Source organism: Bradyrhizobium sp. AS23.2, assembly GCF_001908185.1.
Classification (GTDB): domain Bacteria; phylum Pseudomonadota; class Alphaproteobacteria; order Rhizobiales; family Xanthobacteraceae; genus Bradyrhizobium.
Map to the genome: position 1 here is coordinate 15,762 of NZ_LGHM01000005.1, position 17,116 is coordinate 32,877.

A 17,116-nucleotide genomic window follows, 5' to 3' on the forward strand; every position below is an offset into this window, starting at 1 on the left:
CGTCCCTTCGCGGCAAACTATTTGGAATCGTTCGAAGATCAATAAAGCTGTCTCATGCTGCGATTGCGAATTCTGATCGATTGACGAGCTCGATCGGTCGATATGAAATCGCAATCAACACTATTCCGTCGGACCGTTTTTACGTGTTGGCGGGGGTGGGGCGTGCTAGCTTGTATGCCACGACAGAATCCGAGGGGATGACCGGTTGATCGACAAGCTTGAACTGCTGCTGGCGCTGGCGAAGGAGCGGCATTTCGGACGCGCGGCCGAGGCTTGCGGCGTGACGCAACCGACGATGTCGACCGGGCTGAAGCAGCTCGAGGAGGTCCTCGGCGTGATGCTGGTTCAGCGCGGCTCCCGCTTCCAGGGCTTCACCCCCGAGGGCGAGCGGGCGCTGGACTGGGCGCGCCGCATCGTCGGCGATGCCCGCGCGATGCGCCAGGAGATCAACTCGCTGAAGGACAAGCTCTCGGGCGAGATCCGCATTGCAGCGATCCCGACCGTGCTCGGCATGGTCGCCGCGCTGACGACGCCATTCCGCGCAAAGCATCCCGAGGTGCGCTTCCGCATTCAGTCCACCACCTCCTCCGAGGTGCTGGGGCTCCTCGAAAATCTCGAGGTTGATGCGGGGCTGACCTATATCGAGAACGAGCCGATCGGCAAGGTGCGCACCATTCCGCTCTACAACGAGAGCTACCGCCTGCTGACCGCGCCCGACGGAATGTTCGGCGACCGCGAGACGGTGACATGGAAGGAGGTCGGGCAGGTGCCGCTGTGCCTTCTGACGCCCGACATGCAGAACCGCCGCATCATCGACCGTGCGTTACGGTCGGTCGGCGCGGAGGCGACGCCGACGCTGACCTCGAACTCACTGCTCGTGCTGTTCACGCATGTGAAGACGGGGCGCTGGGCGAGCGTAATGCCGGCCAAGCTCGCCGAGACGCTCGGCCTTTCCGATACGGTGCGCTCGATCCCGATCACCGATCCCGACGTCAATTACAGCATCGGCATGGTGATCCCGCAGCGCGATCCGATGACGCCGCTGATCGCGGCGCTGGTAAACGTCGCGCGTGAAGTTGCGCCGACGCTGCAATTGTAGGGTTCAAGCCGCAGCCGATATCTTGGCCGCCGCCTTGACCGCATCACGCGGCAGGGTCACGCGGACGACAGTGCCCACATCGATCTTCGAGCGCAGCCGCATCGAGCCGCCATGGAGCTGTGCCAGCGAGCGCGCGATCGCGAGGCCAAGTCCGGAGCCGTGATAGGTCTTGGTAAGCTGGCTCTCGACCTGCTCGAACGGGCGGCCGAGCCGCGCCAGCGAATGTGGCGCGATCCCGATGCCCGTGTCGGCGATCATCAGCACGACGCTGTCGGCGAGCTGCCGGCTGCGCACCACGACACGTCCGCCGTCGGGTGTGAACTTCACCGCGTTCGAAAGCAGGTTGACGATGATCTGCTTGGTGGCGCGGCGATCGGCAACGACGGAGATTGATTTTGCGATATCGGCGTCGAGCGTCAGGTCCTTGTCCTGAGCCCGGCCGCTGACAACCCGCAAGGATTCGGCCAGCGTCTGGGCCAAATCGAGATCTTCCATGTCGAGCTTCATGCGGCCGGCCTCGATCTTGGACATGTCGAGGATGTCGTTGATGACCTCGAGCAGATAGTGGCCGCTGGTCAGGATGTCCTGGCAGTATTCCTGGTACTTTTCCGAGCCGAGCTCGCCGAACATGCCCGAGCCCATGATCTCGGAGAAGCCGATGATCGCGTTGAGCGGCGTGCGCAGCTCGTGGCTCATATTGGCGAGGAACTTCGACTTGGTCTGGTTGGCTTCCTCGGCGCGGGTCTTCTCGCGCTGATACTTCTCGGCGAGATCGGCGAGCTCGATGGTCTGGCACTCCAGCGCAGCCTGTGAGCGCTTCAGATCGATGACGGTGGCGCGCAGGCGCAGATCGTTGTCGACCAGCTTCTGCTCGTGCTCCTTGATACGGGTGATGTCGGTACCGACCGAGACGTAGCCGCCGTCCTTGGTGCGGCGCTCGCTGATGTGCAGCCAGCTGCCGTCGTCGAGCTGCGCCTCGAAGGTGCGCGCGCCTGGGGCCTGGCTTGCGGTCTCGTTGTGGCGCGTGCGCACCTCCGGCATGCGGCCGACTTCGAGTACGGTCTCGTAGGAGGTACCGGGGATGACGGCGCTGTCGGGCAGCTTGTGCAGGCGCTGAAAGTGCGAGTTGCAGAGCACGAGGCGGTCGCTCGCGTCCCACAGCACGAAGGCTTCCGGAATGGTCTCGATCGCGTCGCGCAGGCGCAGATCGGCTTCGACAGTCTTCTGGGCGAGGCTCTTCTGCTCGGTGATGTCGACCGCGATTCCGATCAGGTGCACGCTGGAATCGGTCGCGCCGCGCGTCTTTTCACAGCGGACGCGGAGCCAGATCCAGTGGCCGTCGACATGCTGCATGCGGAAGGTCTGGTCGATGTGGTCGATCTTCTCGGAGATGAGCTGGTCGGCGATCTCGAACAGGTCGATGTCGTCGGACTTCACCAGTGCATTGACCTCGCCGAAGGTGAGGAGCTCGTTGCGGCCGTCGAGGCCGAGCATCGAGAACATCGACTGTGACCAGAATATCCTGCCGCGCGACAGGTCCCAGTCCCACAGCCCGCAGCGGCCGCGGTTGAGTGCGGTATCGATCCGGCCGCGCACGGCGTCGTTGATGAGATCTCCCTCGCGGGCCCGGGTCGACTGCCAGTGGAAGGCGAAGCCCAGAATCAGGACGACGAAGCCTGTGGTGGCCGACAGCGTCACCGAGAGCGCGGCGTCCGAGCCCCAGATCGGCTCGTTGCGCTCCTGGATCACGGTAACGAAGCCAGGCATCGACTTGACCTGCCGCGAGGTCGCAATCGCGGCGTTGCCGTTCGGCAGCGTCATGTCGGAGATGCTGTTGTCCCGCGGCGGTGCCGCGATCAATTGGGCCGTCGTGATCGCATCGAGCAGGCGGTCGTTGCCGGCCGGATCGCTGTCGATGGGAATGCGGGCGAGGATGCGGCGGTCGATGCCGGCCGAGGTGACGATGACGTGGCGGCCCGTAGCCGTGCCCCAGGACGGAATCAGGTCGGGCAGCAGCGTCGGCAGGCGCTCGATGTTCTTCTGCCGCTCCAGCGGCGATGAGGTGAGGCGGTCGATGCGCTCGGCGAGCAGTTCGGCGAGTGCCGAGATGTCGTGCTGGATCACCAGCCGCTTTTGGCGCGTCTGGTCGGTGACCTGGACGAACGCGCCGAGGCAAATCGTGATCAGGAAAGCGATGATGAGAGTCGGCACGGCACGGCGCAGCGCCGGCTCCGCGATCAGGAGCCGGTGATAGGCAGGTTTCGCGATCGATTGCGCCAATCCCTTGATCGAATCGGATTGCACGCACGCGTTCGCTGCGTCTGCGCGCGCCATGCCTTCTGCCCCCTGGAAACCCTGCTGCGACGAGATCCGAAAGCAGCCCCACGTCGCTTTCGAATCACAGCGATTTGAATCCAGTTTTCTCGGGCTGTCGAGAGTCAACGAAACGTTAACGCGAAATAAATCTTATCCAACGGAGAGTTTGAATGCTCCGGGTCCGCAAACCCACCTGCGCGACGAGTCCGAAACGCGAACGTGTGACTCCTCGCACATTCTGCGTCACGCGCGCGGCGGCTCGGCATGACTGATGACGCGCTTCACGCTCGGGAAGGCGCGACGCAGCGCGCGCTCGATCGCGTCGACATGCTCGTGCACCTTGATCACGCTCATCGACGGCGCAGCGCGGCAATGGAAGTTGACGATCTCGCCGGCTTCGGTGTTGCGGACACGGACATTGTGGATGTCGTGGATCTCGCCGCCGGCGGCATAGCCGGTGAGGGCGGCGGCGATGGCCTGCACCCGTTCCGGCGCGGCATCGACCCCGAACGGCAGTTCCGGTTGCAGGGGCTCGATATGGACGTCGACCTCGACGTCCTCGCCGAATTCCTCCTGGATGTTGCGCTCCAGCGTGTTGGCAACGTCGTGGGCGGCGTCGAGCTGCATGTCGGCGTCGACCTCGAGGTCGATGCCGACAATCAGCTTGGCGCCGAGGTCGTGCACCGTGACGTGGTGGACGGCGAGGCCCGAATTGCGGGCGATCACCATGATGCGGTCGCGCACGGTCTCGTTGTTGCGGGCGACAGGAACGGCCGTGAAGCTGAGATCGGCATCGCCGAAGGCCTTGGTTACGGCCGCCTGCGCGTTGCGCTTGATGTCCTCGACGCGGTCGATCGGATAGGTCCGCGGTACATTGGCGATGGTGTCGATGAACGTGGTCGCCCCGACCATGCGCACGCGCAGGCGCTCGACGTCGATCACGCCGGGGGACGCTGCGGATCGCGGCCCTGGCCTTGTCCTGCGCGCCTTCCGGGGCGCGGTCGACCAGCGTCTGCACGGTCGAGCCGGCCATGCGCAGTCCGAGCAGGGCGATCATCACGGCGACCGCGGCGGCGGCTGCCGCGTCGCCCCACCAGAAGCCGAAGCCGGCGAGGATCAGGCCCACGATCACGGCGAAGGAGCCCATGACGTCGGAGGCGAAATGGAGCGCATCGGCGGCGAGTGCCTGGCTCCGCGTCTCCCGCGCGGCACGATGCAGGGCGCGGGCGCGCCACAGGTTGACGACGATGTCGATCACCAGCACGACGAACGGCACGGCCGAGATGGTCGGCGGCGGGGTTCCCTCGCGCAGCCGGCTATAGGCCTCGACAAGGATGCCGCCGGCGAGCACATAGAGCAGGGCGGTGACGCCGAGTGCGGAGATGCTCTCCAGCTTGCCGTGGCCGTAATGGTGCTCATCGTCCGCGGGCTTGTCGGACACCCGCACCACCGCCCAGGTGATGATGGTCGCGACCAGGTCGATCGAGGAGTGCAGGGCCTCGGAGATCAGTGCGAGCGAGCCGATCGCGATGCCGACCACGAATTTGGCCGCTGCCATGCCGCCGCTGGCGAAGATCGAGATCGCTGCGACCGATGTCTTGCTGTGCTGAGAGGTCATGGCCGGGGATTTAGCAGCCCACGGCTGAACATCAAGCGGCAGTCCACACGTGTAGTCGCTAGTGAGTTGCAGGAGCGGGACACCCGCTAGCTCCGTCATGCCCGGGCCTTGTCCCGGGCATCCACGTTCTTCGTACCAAGCCGCAGAGACGTGGGATGGCCGGGGCAAGCCCGGCCATGACGAGAGGAGAGAGGCGTGCTGTGTCGCTCTCGCCCCGCTGCCACCCCTCACACCGTCAGGACGATCTTCCCGAGATGCTTGTTTGCCTCCATGTGCTCGAAGGCCTGATCGATCTCGTCGAACGTGTACACCTTGTCGATCGGCAGCTGCAGCTTGCGCGATTCCACCGCGCCCCAGATGTCCTTGCGGACTTCGTCGAAGATCTCGCGGATCTCCTCGATGCTGCGGGTGCGGAAGGTGACGCCGACGTAGTCGATGCGGCGTGCCGCGTGAAGGTCGAAGTTGAAATCGGCATGGGTGCCGCCGAGCCGGCCGACATTGACGATACGGCCCTTGATCTTCGTCGCGGCAAGGTTCTGGTTGGCGACCTTGCCCGAGACCTGGTCGACGATGAGATCGACGCCTTCGCCCCCGGTCGCCTTCAGCACCTCCTCGACCCATTTGGGATCGGAGGAATCGACGGCGAGGTCGGCGCCGTACTCCTTCAGCCGGCCGCGGCGATAGAGATCGGTCGACGAGCCGATCACGAGCTTCGCGCCCTTGAGCTTGGCGATCTGCATCGCCATCAGGCCGACGCCGGAGCTCGCACCCTGGATCAGCACGGCTTGCCCGGGCTGCACGCCGCCGACCGTGACGACGGCGTTGTGCATGGTCGCGAGCGCGACGGGCAGGGTGGCGGCCTCCTCGAAATTCATGTTCGAGGGCGCGCGGAATAGCCGGCCGTGGTCGGCGAGCGTGTATTCGGCGAAGGCCGCGCCGCCCGAGCCCATGATGCGGTCGCCGACCTTCACGCCCCTGGCATCCGGTCCAAGCTCGGCGATCTCGCCGGCCCATTCCATGCCGAGCACGGTGCCGACGCCCCCGGCCGCGCCATGGGCGTGGCCCTTGCGCATGCCGGTGTCAGCGCGATTCAGCCCGCAGGCGCGGACGCGGACCAGCACCTGGGTGCCTTTAGGCTTTGGTTGAGCGACGTCGGAAATCCGAGCTCCGTCAGGGCCATAGACATAAGCCTTCATGAATTGCTCTCGCTTCTTGAAGTGATTATTCCGCAGCTTGCGCGTTCGGATGAACAATCATGCCTTCGAGCCGGCTCCTGATGATCGCTTCAGCTTCGCGCACGATGCGGGAGACGAGCTCGGCGCAGCTCGGGATGTCCTGGATCAGGCCCTGCACCTGGCCTGCCGACCAGATACCTTCGTCCGAATTGCCTGATACGTAGACCATCTTGCCGCGGGCGCCCGCGACGAGCTCGCGGATGTCCTCGAACTTCGCCCCTTCCTTCTCCATGGCGACGACCTTGGTCGAGATCTCGTTCTTGGCGACGCGCGAGGTGTTGCGCATGGTGCGGAAGATCAGCTCGGTCTCGCGCTCGTCATTGGCGACGATCTTCTCCTTGATGAGCTGGTGGATCGGGCTTTCCTTGGTCGCCATGAAGCGGGTGCCCATGTTGATGCCGTCGGCGCCGAGCGCCAGCGCCGCCACGAGGCCACGCGCGTCGGCAAAGCCGCCGGAGGCGATCATCGGGATCTTGATCTTGTTGGCGGCGGCCGGGATCAGGATCAGGCCGGGGGGTGTCGTCCTCTCCGGGGTGGCCGGCGCATTCGAACCCGTCGATCGAGATGGCGTCGACGCCCATGCGTTCGGCCGAGAGCCCGTGACGGACGCTGGTGCATTTATGCACGACCTTGACGCCGTGCTTTTTGAACTCGTCGACATGCTCCTGCGGCTTGTTGCCGGCGGTCTCGACCACCTTGATGCCGCTCTCGATGATCGCGGCGCGGTATTCGGCGTAAGGCGGCGGCTTGATCGCGGGCAGGATGGTGAGGTTGACGCCGAACGGCTTGTCGGTGAGGTCGCGGCAGCGCGCGATCTCCTTGGTCAGGTCCTCCGGCGTCGGCTGGGTCAACGCCGTGATGAAGCCGAGCGCGCCAGCATTGGCAACGGCGGCAACGAGCTCGGCACGGCCAACCCACTGCATGCCGCCCTGAACGATCGGGTGCTGGACGCCGACGAGTTTCGTGAATCGTGTCTGCAACATATTTGGTTTCCCCCGCCTGCGTGGCGCTCTGTTATCGGTTGATGGCGGGAGGATGCCGCCCGGGTCGGCAAAAGTCTATTGCAGGGTACGTGCGGTGCAGGCAGGGCGTCATGCGGGGGACGAGGGGATTCCGCGGGGCGGATAATTGGGGCGGCCTTCGCCGAGACGACGCTGGGCCCGTTTCGGGGCGGCTCGCGTGTGCTCACCGCCGAGGCCTGCACGAAGACGCTGTCAGCGCCGTGTCGTCGCGCGAGAGCTTTTGCTCACGGAGCGCCATTGAAGGATTGCGGCCCTGCAATGCTCGCCGCGCCCGACGCCGTCGCGTCCATCGCTGCCCGGCCCGCGGTTCGTGACGATCGCGATCCGCCCAGGGTGCCTCGCTTGTACGATAAATCCGAATTTCGGTAAAGAAGAATATATCTGCGCCGAGGGATTGACAGGCGAGGAGGAGAATTTGTGTGGGTGTTTTGCCCGACGGGCAATGTGCTTCCTCAAATTCCGGCGTCATACCCCGCGAAGGCGGGGTATCCAGTACGCCGCGGCGTCTCGGTTCTAGCCTCGCTGTCTCGGAATACTGGATTGCCCGCCTGCGCGGGCAATGACGGCGCGCATGAAGCGGACAGCTACTCCGCCGACAGCCGCACCATCTGGCGCCCGCCGTTCATTTCCTTCAGCCTGTTGACGAAGTTTTCCGGACGCTGCCAGCGGTAGGGGACCTGCAATCCCATGAACTCGGCGATGTCGCCGATGAAGCCGGTGCAGTTGGTGGTCTCTGCGTTCCAGACCGGCGAGCTCGCCTGCAATTTCTTGATATAGGCGAACACGCGTTTGGCGTCGGCTTCGTTCAAATAGACGCGATAGCTGGCGGTCAGGTATTCCGGATCGAGATCGCCGTAGCTCGCGCCAGTCTCGGACGGCACCCAGGTCAGGTGGCCGAGCACATAGGCCAAGGTGTCGCCGGCGGGCGTCAGGCCTGCGACCTCGACGGTGCGCTCGCTGGTCTTGCCGTACCAGACGAAGGCATGGCCCCAGCTCGCGGCCGTCCGGGCACGGAAGTCGACATAGTAGGGACCTTTCTCCGCGCGAACGACGGGGCGCCGCGTCGATTGCGGCGCCGGTCGTGATGTGGTGTCGGTCGAGACAAGCGCATTGGCGTCAGCCATGCGCTTGTTCGCTTCGTGGGCCGAGGCCGACTGCATCGTGCATGCGATTGCGGCCGCAAGGGCGAATCCTGCGAGTGCGCAGGATCCCGATCGATCCGATTTGTTCGTCACGTTATGCCCCCTCGGCTTGTCGGCCGTTCACGCTAATGCAGCGATTGCGGTGCTGCGCGTCAGTAGCGTGAGACGACCGGGCCGGGCGCCTTGCCGATCGGGGCCTTTCCAACCGGGCTCTTGCCAATCGGCATCTTGCCGATCGGAGCCTGTTGCTGGACGTAGACGGGCTGCCGGTGCGGCAAGTCCGCGGCGTTCGCAGCCGTTACCAGAGCAAGCGTAGCACCAAAGACAATTGCAATCTTCTTCACAGTCATACCCCTGAAGGTTCGGTCCGAGCACAGCAGTGCCGTGCCCCCCAGACACGCCTCACAGATGGGCGTCGGAATGCGTCTACAGTGCGGCGAGCGCGGGACATGTTGGCGGCATATGTCGGGCGCGCTGAGATTTGATGTATCAAAACGTTTCGTCGCTGCGCCGCACGCTCGTCAGCGATCGGCACTGAGCCGAAAATGCATCTCGATCTTGGTGGGCGATGGTTCGCTCGCAACACGCCAGGGCGAATAGCCGGGCGTCGGGTCCGGATCGGAGGGGAGATCGACCGGCCAGCTTTGCGTTGGAATGCCCGGGAGCGTCAGGCTGACCGCGCGGTGCCGCGTCTTGTACATCAGCGAGGCGGAGGCAATGATCGCCGGACGGTCGCCGTCATGGGCGCGCCAATTCGCGGGCAACAGGGCGGTCGCATATCCCTGCGCTTCCTCCACTTCGATCCGCACGTCCTCTTCCTTGTCCGGCAGCGTCATGCCGGCGGGAAGGCGGAACTGGAGCTCGAGCGTCATGAAGCCGTGACTGAGATTGGGCGAACGGATGAGTTCGTACCAGGCCCACCAGGCGAGGCTTGCCGCGACGCAGAGAACAGTGACAGCAAAGGGATAGGAGAGCCGTGCCGCCTGGCGAGGCGGGGCATCGGCGCTTTCCGCGGCGGATGGCAGCGCTGCCCTTCGGACCAGGCCGAAACGCATGAACAGCCAGATCCCCGCGATCAGGCCGGCGACGCCGCCGATCGGGCCGATGTTGAAGACCGCGCCCATGGCGATGCCGCCGTCGCGGTCCGGCCCCGCCAGCATGATCACCAGCGCGGCGAGCGCGGACCAGCCGGCGAGCATGCCGAGCAGCGCAGACAGGAGACCGAGGATGAAGCGCATGTGCGGGGAGGCGAGGTCAGCCGGGTAAGTTTGGTGCACGGGTTGGTCGCCCCCAGTTGCGCTCCGGTTCGAGTTCAGCCGGCAGGATGGGTAGAGCCTCACCCGATCCGGTTCAGGCTGTTCCGGATCGTCGAGAAGATGCCGCCGATGTCCTTGCGGAGCGCATCGAGCGCATTGAAATTGTCGAAGATGCGGGCGAGCCGGTCCTCGACCTCGCGTTTGCTGTTGGTCAGAGCGTCGACGCGCGAGGCGAGGGTGACGTCGCCGTTCGCCTCGATCTCGCCGACCGTCTCGGCGAGGAGGTCGCGGGTGGTGCTGACGTCGGCGATCAGCGCCTCGATGCCGAACACCGGGGCTTTCAGCGGGACGAGGTCGGCCTGCGACTTCGACAGCTCCGCCTTGAAGGCGTTCAGCGTCGCCAGCGTCTCCTGCAGCGCGCCGAGGCGCTGGCGGGACTGGATGACGAAGTCGTTCAGTGCGTTTTGGCGATCGACGAGGCTCTTGCCGCTGGAATCGGTCTCGACCTCCGCAATCGAGCGTTCGAGCTGGGCCCGCCGCTGATCGAGCTCCTCGAAATCGAGCCGGATCGCCCTGAGGATGTTGAAGCTGTCGTCGATGCGGGCAAGGCGCTGCTCGATTTCGATCTTGTTCTTCGACAGCGTCTCGACGCGGGTGCCGAGCGGCGCTTCGCCGCCGGTCTCGAGCTCGTCGATGGTCTTGGCGAGGCGGTCATGGCTGAGGCTGAGCTCGCCGATCAGGGCGTTGATGCCGGCGTCCGACGAGCGCAGCGGCACCAGCTCGGCGTGGGATTTCGCCAGATCGTCCTTGTACTGGTTCAGGGTCGCAAACGTGTCCTGGACCGCGTTCACCCGCCCTAGCAGCGACGAGACGTCGCGCGCGATCTCCTTGAGCTTGTCGGCGAGGTTGTTCTTGCGGTCGTCGGTCTCGAGGTCGTGCAGGGACCGTTCCAGCTGGTTCTGGCGGTCGCGGATCTCGGTGAAGACAGGCTCGATCGCCCGGCGCTGCTCGGCGACCTTGCCGACCATCTCGCGCAGCCCCTGCTGGCGGCGGCGGATATCGGCGAGCTGGTCGTGCATGTCGGTGGATTCGTTGCGGCCCTGCTGGAGCAGAGCGCGCTGCTCGGTCTCGCCCAGCTTGTCGTGGAGCGCGGAGACAGCTTCCCCCCGGGGCGCTCTCGATCAGGTGCTGGACGGTGGCATCGAGGTGGTTTTGCAGGGCGTGGGCGGCGACGACGTCTTCCCGGGTCTTCTTGAGCCGGTCGCGCAGCGTGTCGAGGCGCCGGTCCTGGCGCGAGAGCCGCCAGGCGGTTGCGCCGATCAGCGCCAGTGCCACCGCCAGGATCGTACCGCCCGCGATGCGCTGCGGCATGGGCAGGCCCGCGAACAGGGCGGGCAGGTGGCTGACGTCATAATCTAACGCCTGCTGGGCGAAGATCGCGATGGCGGCGAGCAGGACAAACCAGGCAACCAGGAAAAACAGCCACATCGTGAGGTTCTCGCGCCGGCCCACGGTACCCCTGAGTTGCTATTGGAGAGTGGAACCGAGATCAATGGGGCGGGCGGGTTGCTGGCGATTTCCGGTGGCATGATCCACAGCCGGTTGCTTCAGCCGGTACACGCCCCGGCCGTCATTCCGGGGCAGCGCGCAGCGTTGAGCCCGGAATCCATCGGGCGGCAGAGAGTGCGGATAAATGGATTCTCAGATGCGCAATTGCGCATCGTGGCTCGCGACTTCGTCGCGCTCCGGAATGACGGAGAGAGGAGATTTCGTAGCCCGCATGAGCGCAGCGACATGCGAGGTGCCACACGAAGCGCTTTCCCCGATATCGCTTCGCTCATCCGGGCACGGCACCGCGCTTGCAGCTACAGTCTAAACTCGTTGGTCAGCTCGCCGATGCCGTCGATGGCGACCGTGACTGTATTCACCGGCTCCTTCATCACACCGACACCGACCGAAGTGCCCACCGCAATGAGGTCGCCGGGGAGCAGGGTCATGTCGTGTGAAATCCGGCTGACCAGTTCCTGCGCGCTGAAGATCATGTCCGATATCGGATAGTTCTGCCGCTCCGCGCCATTGAGGATGGTTCGCACCACGAGTCCTACGGGATCAAGGCCGGTCGCGATCACCGGGCCGAACGGGCCGTAATCGTCGATGCCCTTGGCGCGCGCCCATTGGGGAAAGGTGGGGTCGCGGGTCAGGATGTCGTTGGCGGTGATGTCGTTGACGCAGGTGTAGCCGAAGATGAAGCTGTCGGCCTCGGCCGGCGAGACGCGCGCGCACGTCCGGCCGATGACGATGCCGAGCTCGCCCTCATAGGTCGTCTTGCCGTCGTAATAAGAGGGGCGGCGGATCACCGCGCCGGGGGCTGCGATGGTGGTGGTGGCCTTCAGAAGATAGAGCGGCTCCGGCGGCTCGGGCTGATTCAGCTTGGCCGCGAGCGCGTGGAAATTATTCCAGAGCGCGACGATCTTGCTGGGCGCGCAGGGCGCGAGCAGTTCGACCTCCGACAGCGCCAGCGTCTTGCCGGTCGCTGCATGGCGGCCGAACATCTCGCCCTCGTGCACGGTGATGCCTGATGGCGTCCGCGTGCCGAAACCGGTCGCACCGCCATGGCGGTAGCGGAGCCATTTGGTGACTTCGCCGGTCATCATGCCACCGCCAATGCGCGAGGATCGGTAGGCGCGGAAACGCCGTCATAGAGGCCGGCGATACGGGCGCGCTGGGTCACCATCGCCAGCACCGAGTCGAGCGCGGGCGTCGCGATCCCGGTGAGGCGGCCCATCTCCTGCACGACCGTGACGAGTGGGTCGATCTCCATCGGGCGGCCGCGCTCGAGATCCTGGAGCATCGAAGTCTTGTGCGCGCCGACCTTGCGGGCGCCCTCGATGCGGCGCTCGACATCGACGCGGAATTTGACGCCGAAGGACTCGGCGATGCCTTGCGTCTCCACCATGATCGCGCGCGACAGCGCCCGCGTTGCCGGATCGGTGCAGATCACGTCGAGGGTTGCATGGGTCAGCGCGCTGATCGGGTTGAAGCAGACATTGCCCCAGAGCTTGAGCCAGATCTCGTCGCGGATGCGATCGAGCACCGGAGCCTTCAGGCCGGCCGCGACGAAGAGATCGGCGAGGCGCTGCACATCCGACGTAATCTCGCCGGAGGGCTCGCCGAGCGGAAAACTGTTGCCGTAGACGTGACGGATCACGCCGGGCGCCTCGATCTCGGTGGCGGGATAGACGATGCAGCCGATAGCGCGCTCGGCGCCGATTTCGCGCCATTGCCGTCCGCCGGGGTCGATGCTCTCCAGCGTCGAGTTCTCGTAATCGCCGCCGTGCCTGTAGAAGTACCAATAGGGGATGCCGTTGACGGCGGTAACGATGCGCGTGTGCGGCCCGAGCAGGGGCTGCATCTTCTCGATCACGCCGGTGATCGAATGTGCCTTCAGCGTGATGATGATGAAGTCCTGCACGCCGAGTTCGGCGGGATCGTCGGTGCAATGCGGATAGACGGTGTGCTTCTCATCGCCCGCGAGCAGCGTCAGGCCGCGCTCGCGCATCGCGGCGAGGTGGGCGCCGCGTGCGACCAGGCTGACGTCGGCGCCAGCGCGCGCGAGCTGAACCCCGAGATATCCGCCGATCGCGCCGGCGCCGTAGATGCAGATTTTCATGAAATCCTCGCGGGAAACCGGAATTTTGGGACGAAAGATCCGGTCCGGCTCGGAGATGTCCGAGCCGGGGCCGGTCGTCGCAGGGGATGAATGTTGCCGCTTTAGGCGGCTTGCGGCGTGCTGTTGGTCATTTCGTCAACGGCAGCGGCTATGTCGCGCATGCTGATGACGGAGACGAGGCTGTACTCGTCGATGACAGGCAGGTGCCGGATGTGGTGCCGGTTCATCAAATGGCGAACGTGCTCGATCGTGTCGCGGGAGGTGCAGGAGACGAGCTGCTGCACCGAGACGAGCTGCGAGACCTTGATGTTGACTGCGCCCGTGCCGTGCTCTGCGACGGCGCGCACCACGTCGCGCTCGGTGAACATGCCGACCGCAGTGTTTCCTTCCGAGCGGACCACGTCCTTGACCACCAGCGCGCTGATGTTGTTGGCGCGCATCAGCTTGGCGGCGATACCCACCGTTTCGTTCATTCGCACCGTGACAACGCGCGGCGCCTTCTTCCGCAGAATGTCTCCGACCAGCATTGCAACCTCCTGTGTGAACGACGAAGGAAGTGTGGTATACATAATGCCAATCGTCAAGCGCTGGATTTGGCTGATCCGAGAAATCTTGCGGCAGGAATGCTGACGTTTGCCCTCGGATAAAAAGCAAAGGGGCGCATCGCTGCGCCCCTTTCGACCGGTGCAAAGGCGTGTGGTGGCTACGCCGTCTCGGTCTTGGCACTTCCCGTCGCGGTGTCGGCGCTCTCCGCTTCCTTGCCGAGGATGAAGGAGCGGCGCAGCGGCTTGATCACGAACAGCGCCATCAGCGCGGCGGTCGCGTTCAATGCCACCGCCACCACGAACACGGCCTTCCAGCCATAGGCGGTCGAGATCACGCTCGCGAGCGGGACGAGCAGGGATGCGGTGCCCTTCGCGGTGTAGAGCATGCCGTTGTTGGTGGTTGCGAACTTCGAGCCGAAGGTGTCACCGCAGGTGGCGGGGAACAGCGAGTAGATTTCGCCGAACACGCCGAAGTAAACCGCGGTCGCGAGCACGAACACGATTGGCACGTGGCCATAAGCCGACAGCGTGAGCAGCATCAACGCGGCAGTGCCGAACGCGATGAACATGGTGTGCTCGCGGCCGATCGTGTCGGAGACAAAGCCGAAGAACGGACGTCCGAAGCCGTCGAAGATGCGGTCGAGCGAGATCGCGAAGGTCAGCGCCGCCATCTGGAAGCCGGCGAGCGTGACCGGGGTGCTCGCGATCTTGAAGTCGTGCGCGATCGGGGCGATCTGCGCCGCGGTCATCAGGCCGCCGGAGGCGACCATGACGAAAACGAGATACATCACCCAGAAAATAGGGCTGCGCAGCACTTGCGGCGGGGTGAAGTCGATCTTGGTCTGCGGCAGGTTGAGCTGCTTCTTCTTTGGCGGGATCGAGATCCGCGGCGGCTGGATGAAGAAGGCGAGTACGAACACGATCAGACCCTGGCCGATACCGAAGGTCAGGAATGCGTGCTGATAGCCGCTCGTTGCGATCATGCTCGCGATCGGCACCACGGTGAGCGCGGCGCCCGCGCCGAAGCCGGCTGCAGTCGCGCCGGCGGCGAGGCCGCGGCGGTCAGGAAACCACTTCAGCGCATTGCCGACGCAGGTGCCGTAAACCGCGCCCGCGCCCATGCCGCCGACAACCGCTGCCGCATAGAGCACGGGAAGGCTATCGGCGTAGGAGTTGAGCACCCAGGAGAGTGCGATCATCACGCCGCCGAACATGATGACGATGCGCGGGCCGTATTTATCGACGAACCACGCCTCGATCGGCACGAGCCAGGTTTCGGTGACGACGAAGATGGTGAAGGCGAGCTGGATCGCCGCGCGGCCCCAATGATACTTGGCGTCAATCGGGTCGACGAACAGCGTCCAGCCATATTGCAGGTTGGCGATCATCGCCATGCAGACGATGCCCATCACGAGTTGGAGCCAACGGAAACCTGTGCGAAGAGGCGCAGCTGTGACGGCGCCGTCCGTGCTGGAAATCATCAACAACCTCCCAAGGCGCCTGTCTGTTGGCAACACCGGATGCCAAGATGACCTAGTGTCGCAAATGTTGTGGCTTATCGTCGCAAGCGCGGCGGGCAGCTTGGTATACCATATCCCAGAAAGCAAGTCCTATCTTGGGCCCAGTTCAACAAAATGCGTGGCTCTTTTCGGATTTCATGAAAACGGAGAAGCCTTGGGCAAAACGAAAACGCCCGGCCGTGAGGCCGGGCGTCGTGCCAGGATCAGCTGTGCTGAAGCGTGTCAGACGGTCGAGTTGGCGACCACCGTCCTGCGCCAGGGCTTGAGCACCACGATCGCAAGCAGCGAAGCCAGGATGTTGGCGCCGGCTGCGATGATGAACACGTTGTCCCAATTGCCTGAGCTCTGCTGCATCAGGTTTGCGACCGGGACGAGCAGCGCGGCGGTGCCCTTTGCGGTGTAGAGCAGGCCCGCATTGGTGGTCGCGAATTTCGCGCCGAACGTGTCGGTACAGGTCGAGGGGAACAGCGAGTAGATCTCGCCCCAGGCGAAGAACACGAAGCCCGACAGGAGCACGAACCAGACCGGATCGTGGCCCCAGAGATAGAGCATCCAGATGCCGAAGCCTTCCATGCCGAAGGCGATGAACATCGTGTTCTCGCGGCCGATCATGTCGGAGATCCAGCCGAAGAACGGACGCGTCAGGCCGTTGAGCACGCGGTCGATCGTTGCCGCAAACGTCACCGCCGTCATGGTCATGCCAATCAGCGTGACCGGAATGGCATCGACCTTCCAGTCGACCGCGATCGGCTTGAGGTTCGCGGTCACCATCAGGCCGCCGGCGCCGACGATCACGAACATGAAGTACATCAGCCAGAAGATCGGCTGACGCAGCACCTCGGTCGGCTGGTAGTTGCGGCGGCTCTGGGCCAGCGCAGCATTCGCCACGACGCTCGGCACCTGGCCGGACTTCGGCGCGAACAGGAAGAAGGCAAGGACACAGATGATGATGCCTTGTCCGAGGCCGAAATAGAGGAAGGTGGTCTGGAAGCCGCTGTCCTTGATCATGGCCTGGATCGGCGCGACGGTGAGGGCGGAGCCTGCACCGAAGCCGGCGGCCGTGATGCCCGCGGCAAGACCGCGCTTGTCGGGAAACCATTTCAGCGCGTTGCCGACGCAGGTGCCGTAGACGGCGCCGGCGCCGATGCCGGCGATGATCATGCCGAGATAGTAGCCGTTGAGCGTCGTCGCCTCTGCGTTCATTACCCAACCGATCGCGCAGAGTACGCCGCCGACCAGCACGACGATGCGCGGACCGTATTTGTCGACGAACCATCCTTCGATCGGCACAAGCCAGGTCTCGAACAAGACGAAGAGCGTAAAGGCCCACTGGATCGATGCGCGGTCCCAGCCGAATTTCTTCTGGATGTCGGGGACGAAGAACGTCCAGCCGTATTGATAGTTGGCAATCATCACCATGGCCGCTACACCGATCGCCAATTGCGCCCAGCGATACGAGTCGCTAACGCGCGCGGCTGTAGGGGCCGTTGCTTGCACCATGTCCGTCATAGAGCCTCCCGTGGCGCCTCTGATTTTTGTTCGAGCGCTGCGCCGGCATTGTTGTATTCATTATGCCAACGTTCAAGCGCTGGTCCGGTCACCGTGCGCAAATGCCGCAGGACCTTTGCCGGTTGCGGCTGTGACTCGGGACAACGCAAATAGAAATGGCCCCGTCGTGCGAGGCCATTCATCA

The 17,116-nt window shown here is 64.5% G+C and carries 13 protein-coding genes and 2 pseudogenes; 2 read left to right on the plus strand and 13 right to left on the minus strand.

The window, feature by feature from the left end:
• The first annotated feature begins 205 nt into the window (after positions 1-205).
• A complete protein-coding gene (locus AC630_RS00465) occupies positions 206-1,099 on the plus strand; it encodes a LysR family transcriptional regulator (RefSeq protein ID WP_074116552.1) in 894 nt (297 codons plus the stop codon).
• A gap of 3 nt (positions 1,100-1,102) precedes the next feature.
• Here the strand turns inward: AC630_RS00465 and AC630_RS00470 are convergent, their stop codons facing one another.
• From AC630_RS00470 to AC630_RS00505, 8 genes and pseudogenes are all read right to left on the minus strand, one after another.
• Positions 1,103-3,433, minus strand: coding sequence for a PAS domain-containing sensor histidine kinase (locus tag AC630_RS00470; RefSeq protein WP_074116553.1), 2,331 nt, complete (start codon positions 3,431-3,433; stop codon positions 1,103-1,105).
• A 225-nt stretch (positions 3,434-3,658) separates the two neighbouring features.
• Positions 3,659-5,033: pseudogene (locus tag AC630_RS00475) on the minus strand (cation-efflux pump).
• 227 nt (positions 5,034-5,260) lie between these two features.
• Positions 5,261-6,229 carry a zinc-binding dehydrogenase gene (locus tag AC630_RS00480; protein WP_074116554.1) on the minus strand — a complete coding sequence of 323 codons (969 nt, stop codon included), beginning with the start codon at positions 6,227-6,229 and terminating at the stop codon, positions 5,261-5,263.
• 25 nt (positions 6,230-6,254) lie between these two features.
• Positions 6,255-7,251, minus strand: a pseudogene (locus tag AC630_RS00485) (NAD(P)H-dependent flavin oxidoreductase).
• A 623-nt stretch (positions 7,252-7,874) separates the two neighbouring features.
• Positions 7,875-8,525 (minus strand): hypothetical protein, encoded by a 651-nt coding sequence (locus tag AC630_RS00490; RefSeq protein WP_074116555.1) that lies wholly within the window; start codon positions 8,523-8,525, stop codon positions 7,875-7,877.
• A 59-nt stretch (positions 8,526-8,584) separates the two neighbouring features.
• A complete protein-coding gene (locus tag AC630_RS00495) occupies positions 8,585-8,782 on the minus strand; it encodes a hypothetical protein (protein ID WP_074116556.1) in 198 nt (65 codons plus the stop codon).
• A 171-nt stretch (positions 8,783-8,953) separates the two neighbouring features.
• The gene (locus AC630_RS00500) at positions 8,954-9,709 is read right to left on the minus strand and encodes a hypothetical protein (protein ID WP_245330210.1); all 756 of its coding nucleotides are present in this window, start codon (positions 9,707-9,709) and stop codon (positions 8,954-8,956) included.
• A 59-nt stretch (positions 9,710-9,768) separates the two neighbouring features.
• Positions 9,769-10,767 (minus strand): coiled-coil domain-containing protein, encoded by a 999-nt coding sequence (locus AC630_RS00505; protein ID WP_245330211.1) that lies wholly within the window; start codon positions 10,765-10,767, stop codon positions 9,769-9,771.
• A gap of 106 nt (positions 10,768-10,873) precedes the next feature.
• Between AC630_RS00505 and AC630_RS46630 the strand changes: the two genes are divergently transcribed.
• Complete coding sequence (locus AC630_RS46630) at positions 10,874-11,107, plus strand: hypothetical protein (protein ID WP_245330212.1); 234 nt, start codon at positions 10,874-10,876, stop codon at positions 11,105-11,107.
• A 446-nt stretch (positions 11,108-11,553) separates the two neighbouring features.
• On the opposite strand, the gene AC630_RS00510 is transcribed toward AC630_RS46630, so the two are convergent.
• The 5 genes from AC630_RS00510 to oxlT (AC630_RS00530) all read right to left on the minus strand — a co-directional run bounded on the left by AC630_RS00510 (position 11,554) and on the right by oxlT (AC630_RS00530) (position 16,932).
• A complete protein-coding gene (locus AC630_RS00510) occupies positions 11,554-12,342 on the minus strand; it encodes a fumarylacetoacetate hydrolase family protein (protein ID WP_143197714.1) in 789 nt (262 codons plus the stop codon).
• A complete protein-coding gene (locus AC630_RS00515; RefSeq protein ID WP_074116559.1) occupies positions 12,339-13,358 on the minus strand; it encodes a 2-dehydropantoate 2-reductase in 1,020 nt (339 codons plus the stop codon). Before AC630_RS00515 ends, AC630_RS00510 begins: the two co-directional genes overlap by 4 nt.
• Before the next feature lie 101 nt (positions 13,359-13,459).
• Positions 13,460-13,885, minus strand: a complete 426-nt coding sequence (locus AC630_RS00520) for a CBS domain-containing protein (protein WP_074116585.1) — start codon at positions 13,883-13,885, stop codon at positions 13,460-13,462.
• A gap of 176 nt (positions 13,886-14,061) precedes the next feature.
• Positions 14,062-15,384 (minus strand): oxalate/formate MFS antiporter, encoded by a 1,323-nt coding sequence (gene oxlT / locus AC630_RS00525; RefSeq protein WP_074116560.1) that lies wholly within the window; start codon positions 15,382-15,384, stop codon positions 14,062-14,064.
• A gap of 261 nt (positions 15,385-15,645) precedes the next feature.
• Positions 15,646-16,932 carry an oxalate/formate MFS antiporter gene (gene oxlT, locus AC630_RS00530; protein ID WP_074116561.1) on the minus strand — a complete coding sequence of 429 codons (1,287 nt, stop codon included), beginning with the start codon at positions 16,930-16,932 and terminating at the stop codon, positions 15,646-15,648.
• Between the last annotated feature and the right edge of the window lie 184 nt (positions 16,933-17,116).

Bases quoted from the DNA above. Each gene is read 5' to 3' on its own strand.
- AC630_RS00515 (WP_074116559.1), bottom strand. From the start codon at position 13,358: ATGAAAATCTGCATCTACGGCGCCGGCGCGATCGGCGGATATCTCGGG.
- AC630_RS00480 (WP_074116554.1), bottom strand. From the start codon at position 6,229: ATGAAGGCTTATGTCTATGGCCCTGACGGAGCTCGGATTTCCGACGTC.
- AC630_RS00510 (WP_143197714.1), bottom strand. From the start codon at position 12,342: ATGATGACCGGCGAAGTCACCAAATGGCTCCGCTACCGCCATGGCGGT.
- AC630_RS00495 (WP_074116556.1), bottom strand. From the start codon at position 8,782: ATGACTGTGAAGAAGATTGCAATTGTCTTTGGTGCTACGCTTGCTCTG.
- AC630_RS00520 (WP_074116585.1), bottom strand. From the start codon at position 13,885: ATGCTGGTCGGAGACATTCTGCGGAAGAAGGCGCCGCGCGTTGTCACG.
- AC630_RS00470 (WP_074116553.1), bottom strand. From the start codon at position 3,433: ATGGCGCGCGCAGACGCAGCGAACGCGTGCGTGCAATCCGATTCGATC.
- oxlT (WP_074116560.1), bottom strand. From the start codon at position 15,384: ATGATTTCCAGCACGGACGGCGCCGTCACAGCTGCGCCTCTTCGCACA.
- oxlT (WP_074116561.1), bottom strand. From the start codon at position 16,932: ATGACGGACATGGTGCAAGCAACGGCCCCTACAGCCGCGCGCGTTAGC.
- AC630_RS00505 (WP_245330211.1), bottom strand. From the start codon at position 10,767: ATGCACGACCAGCTCGCCGATATCCGCCGCCGCCAGCAGGGGCTGCGC.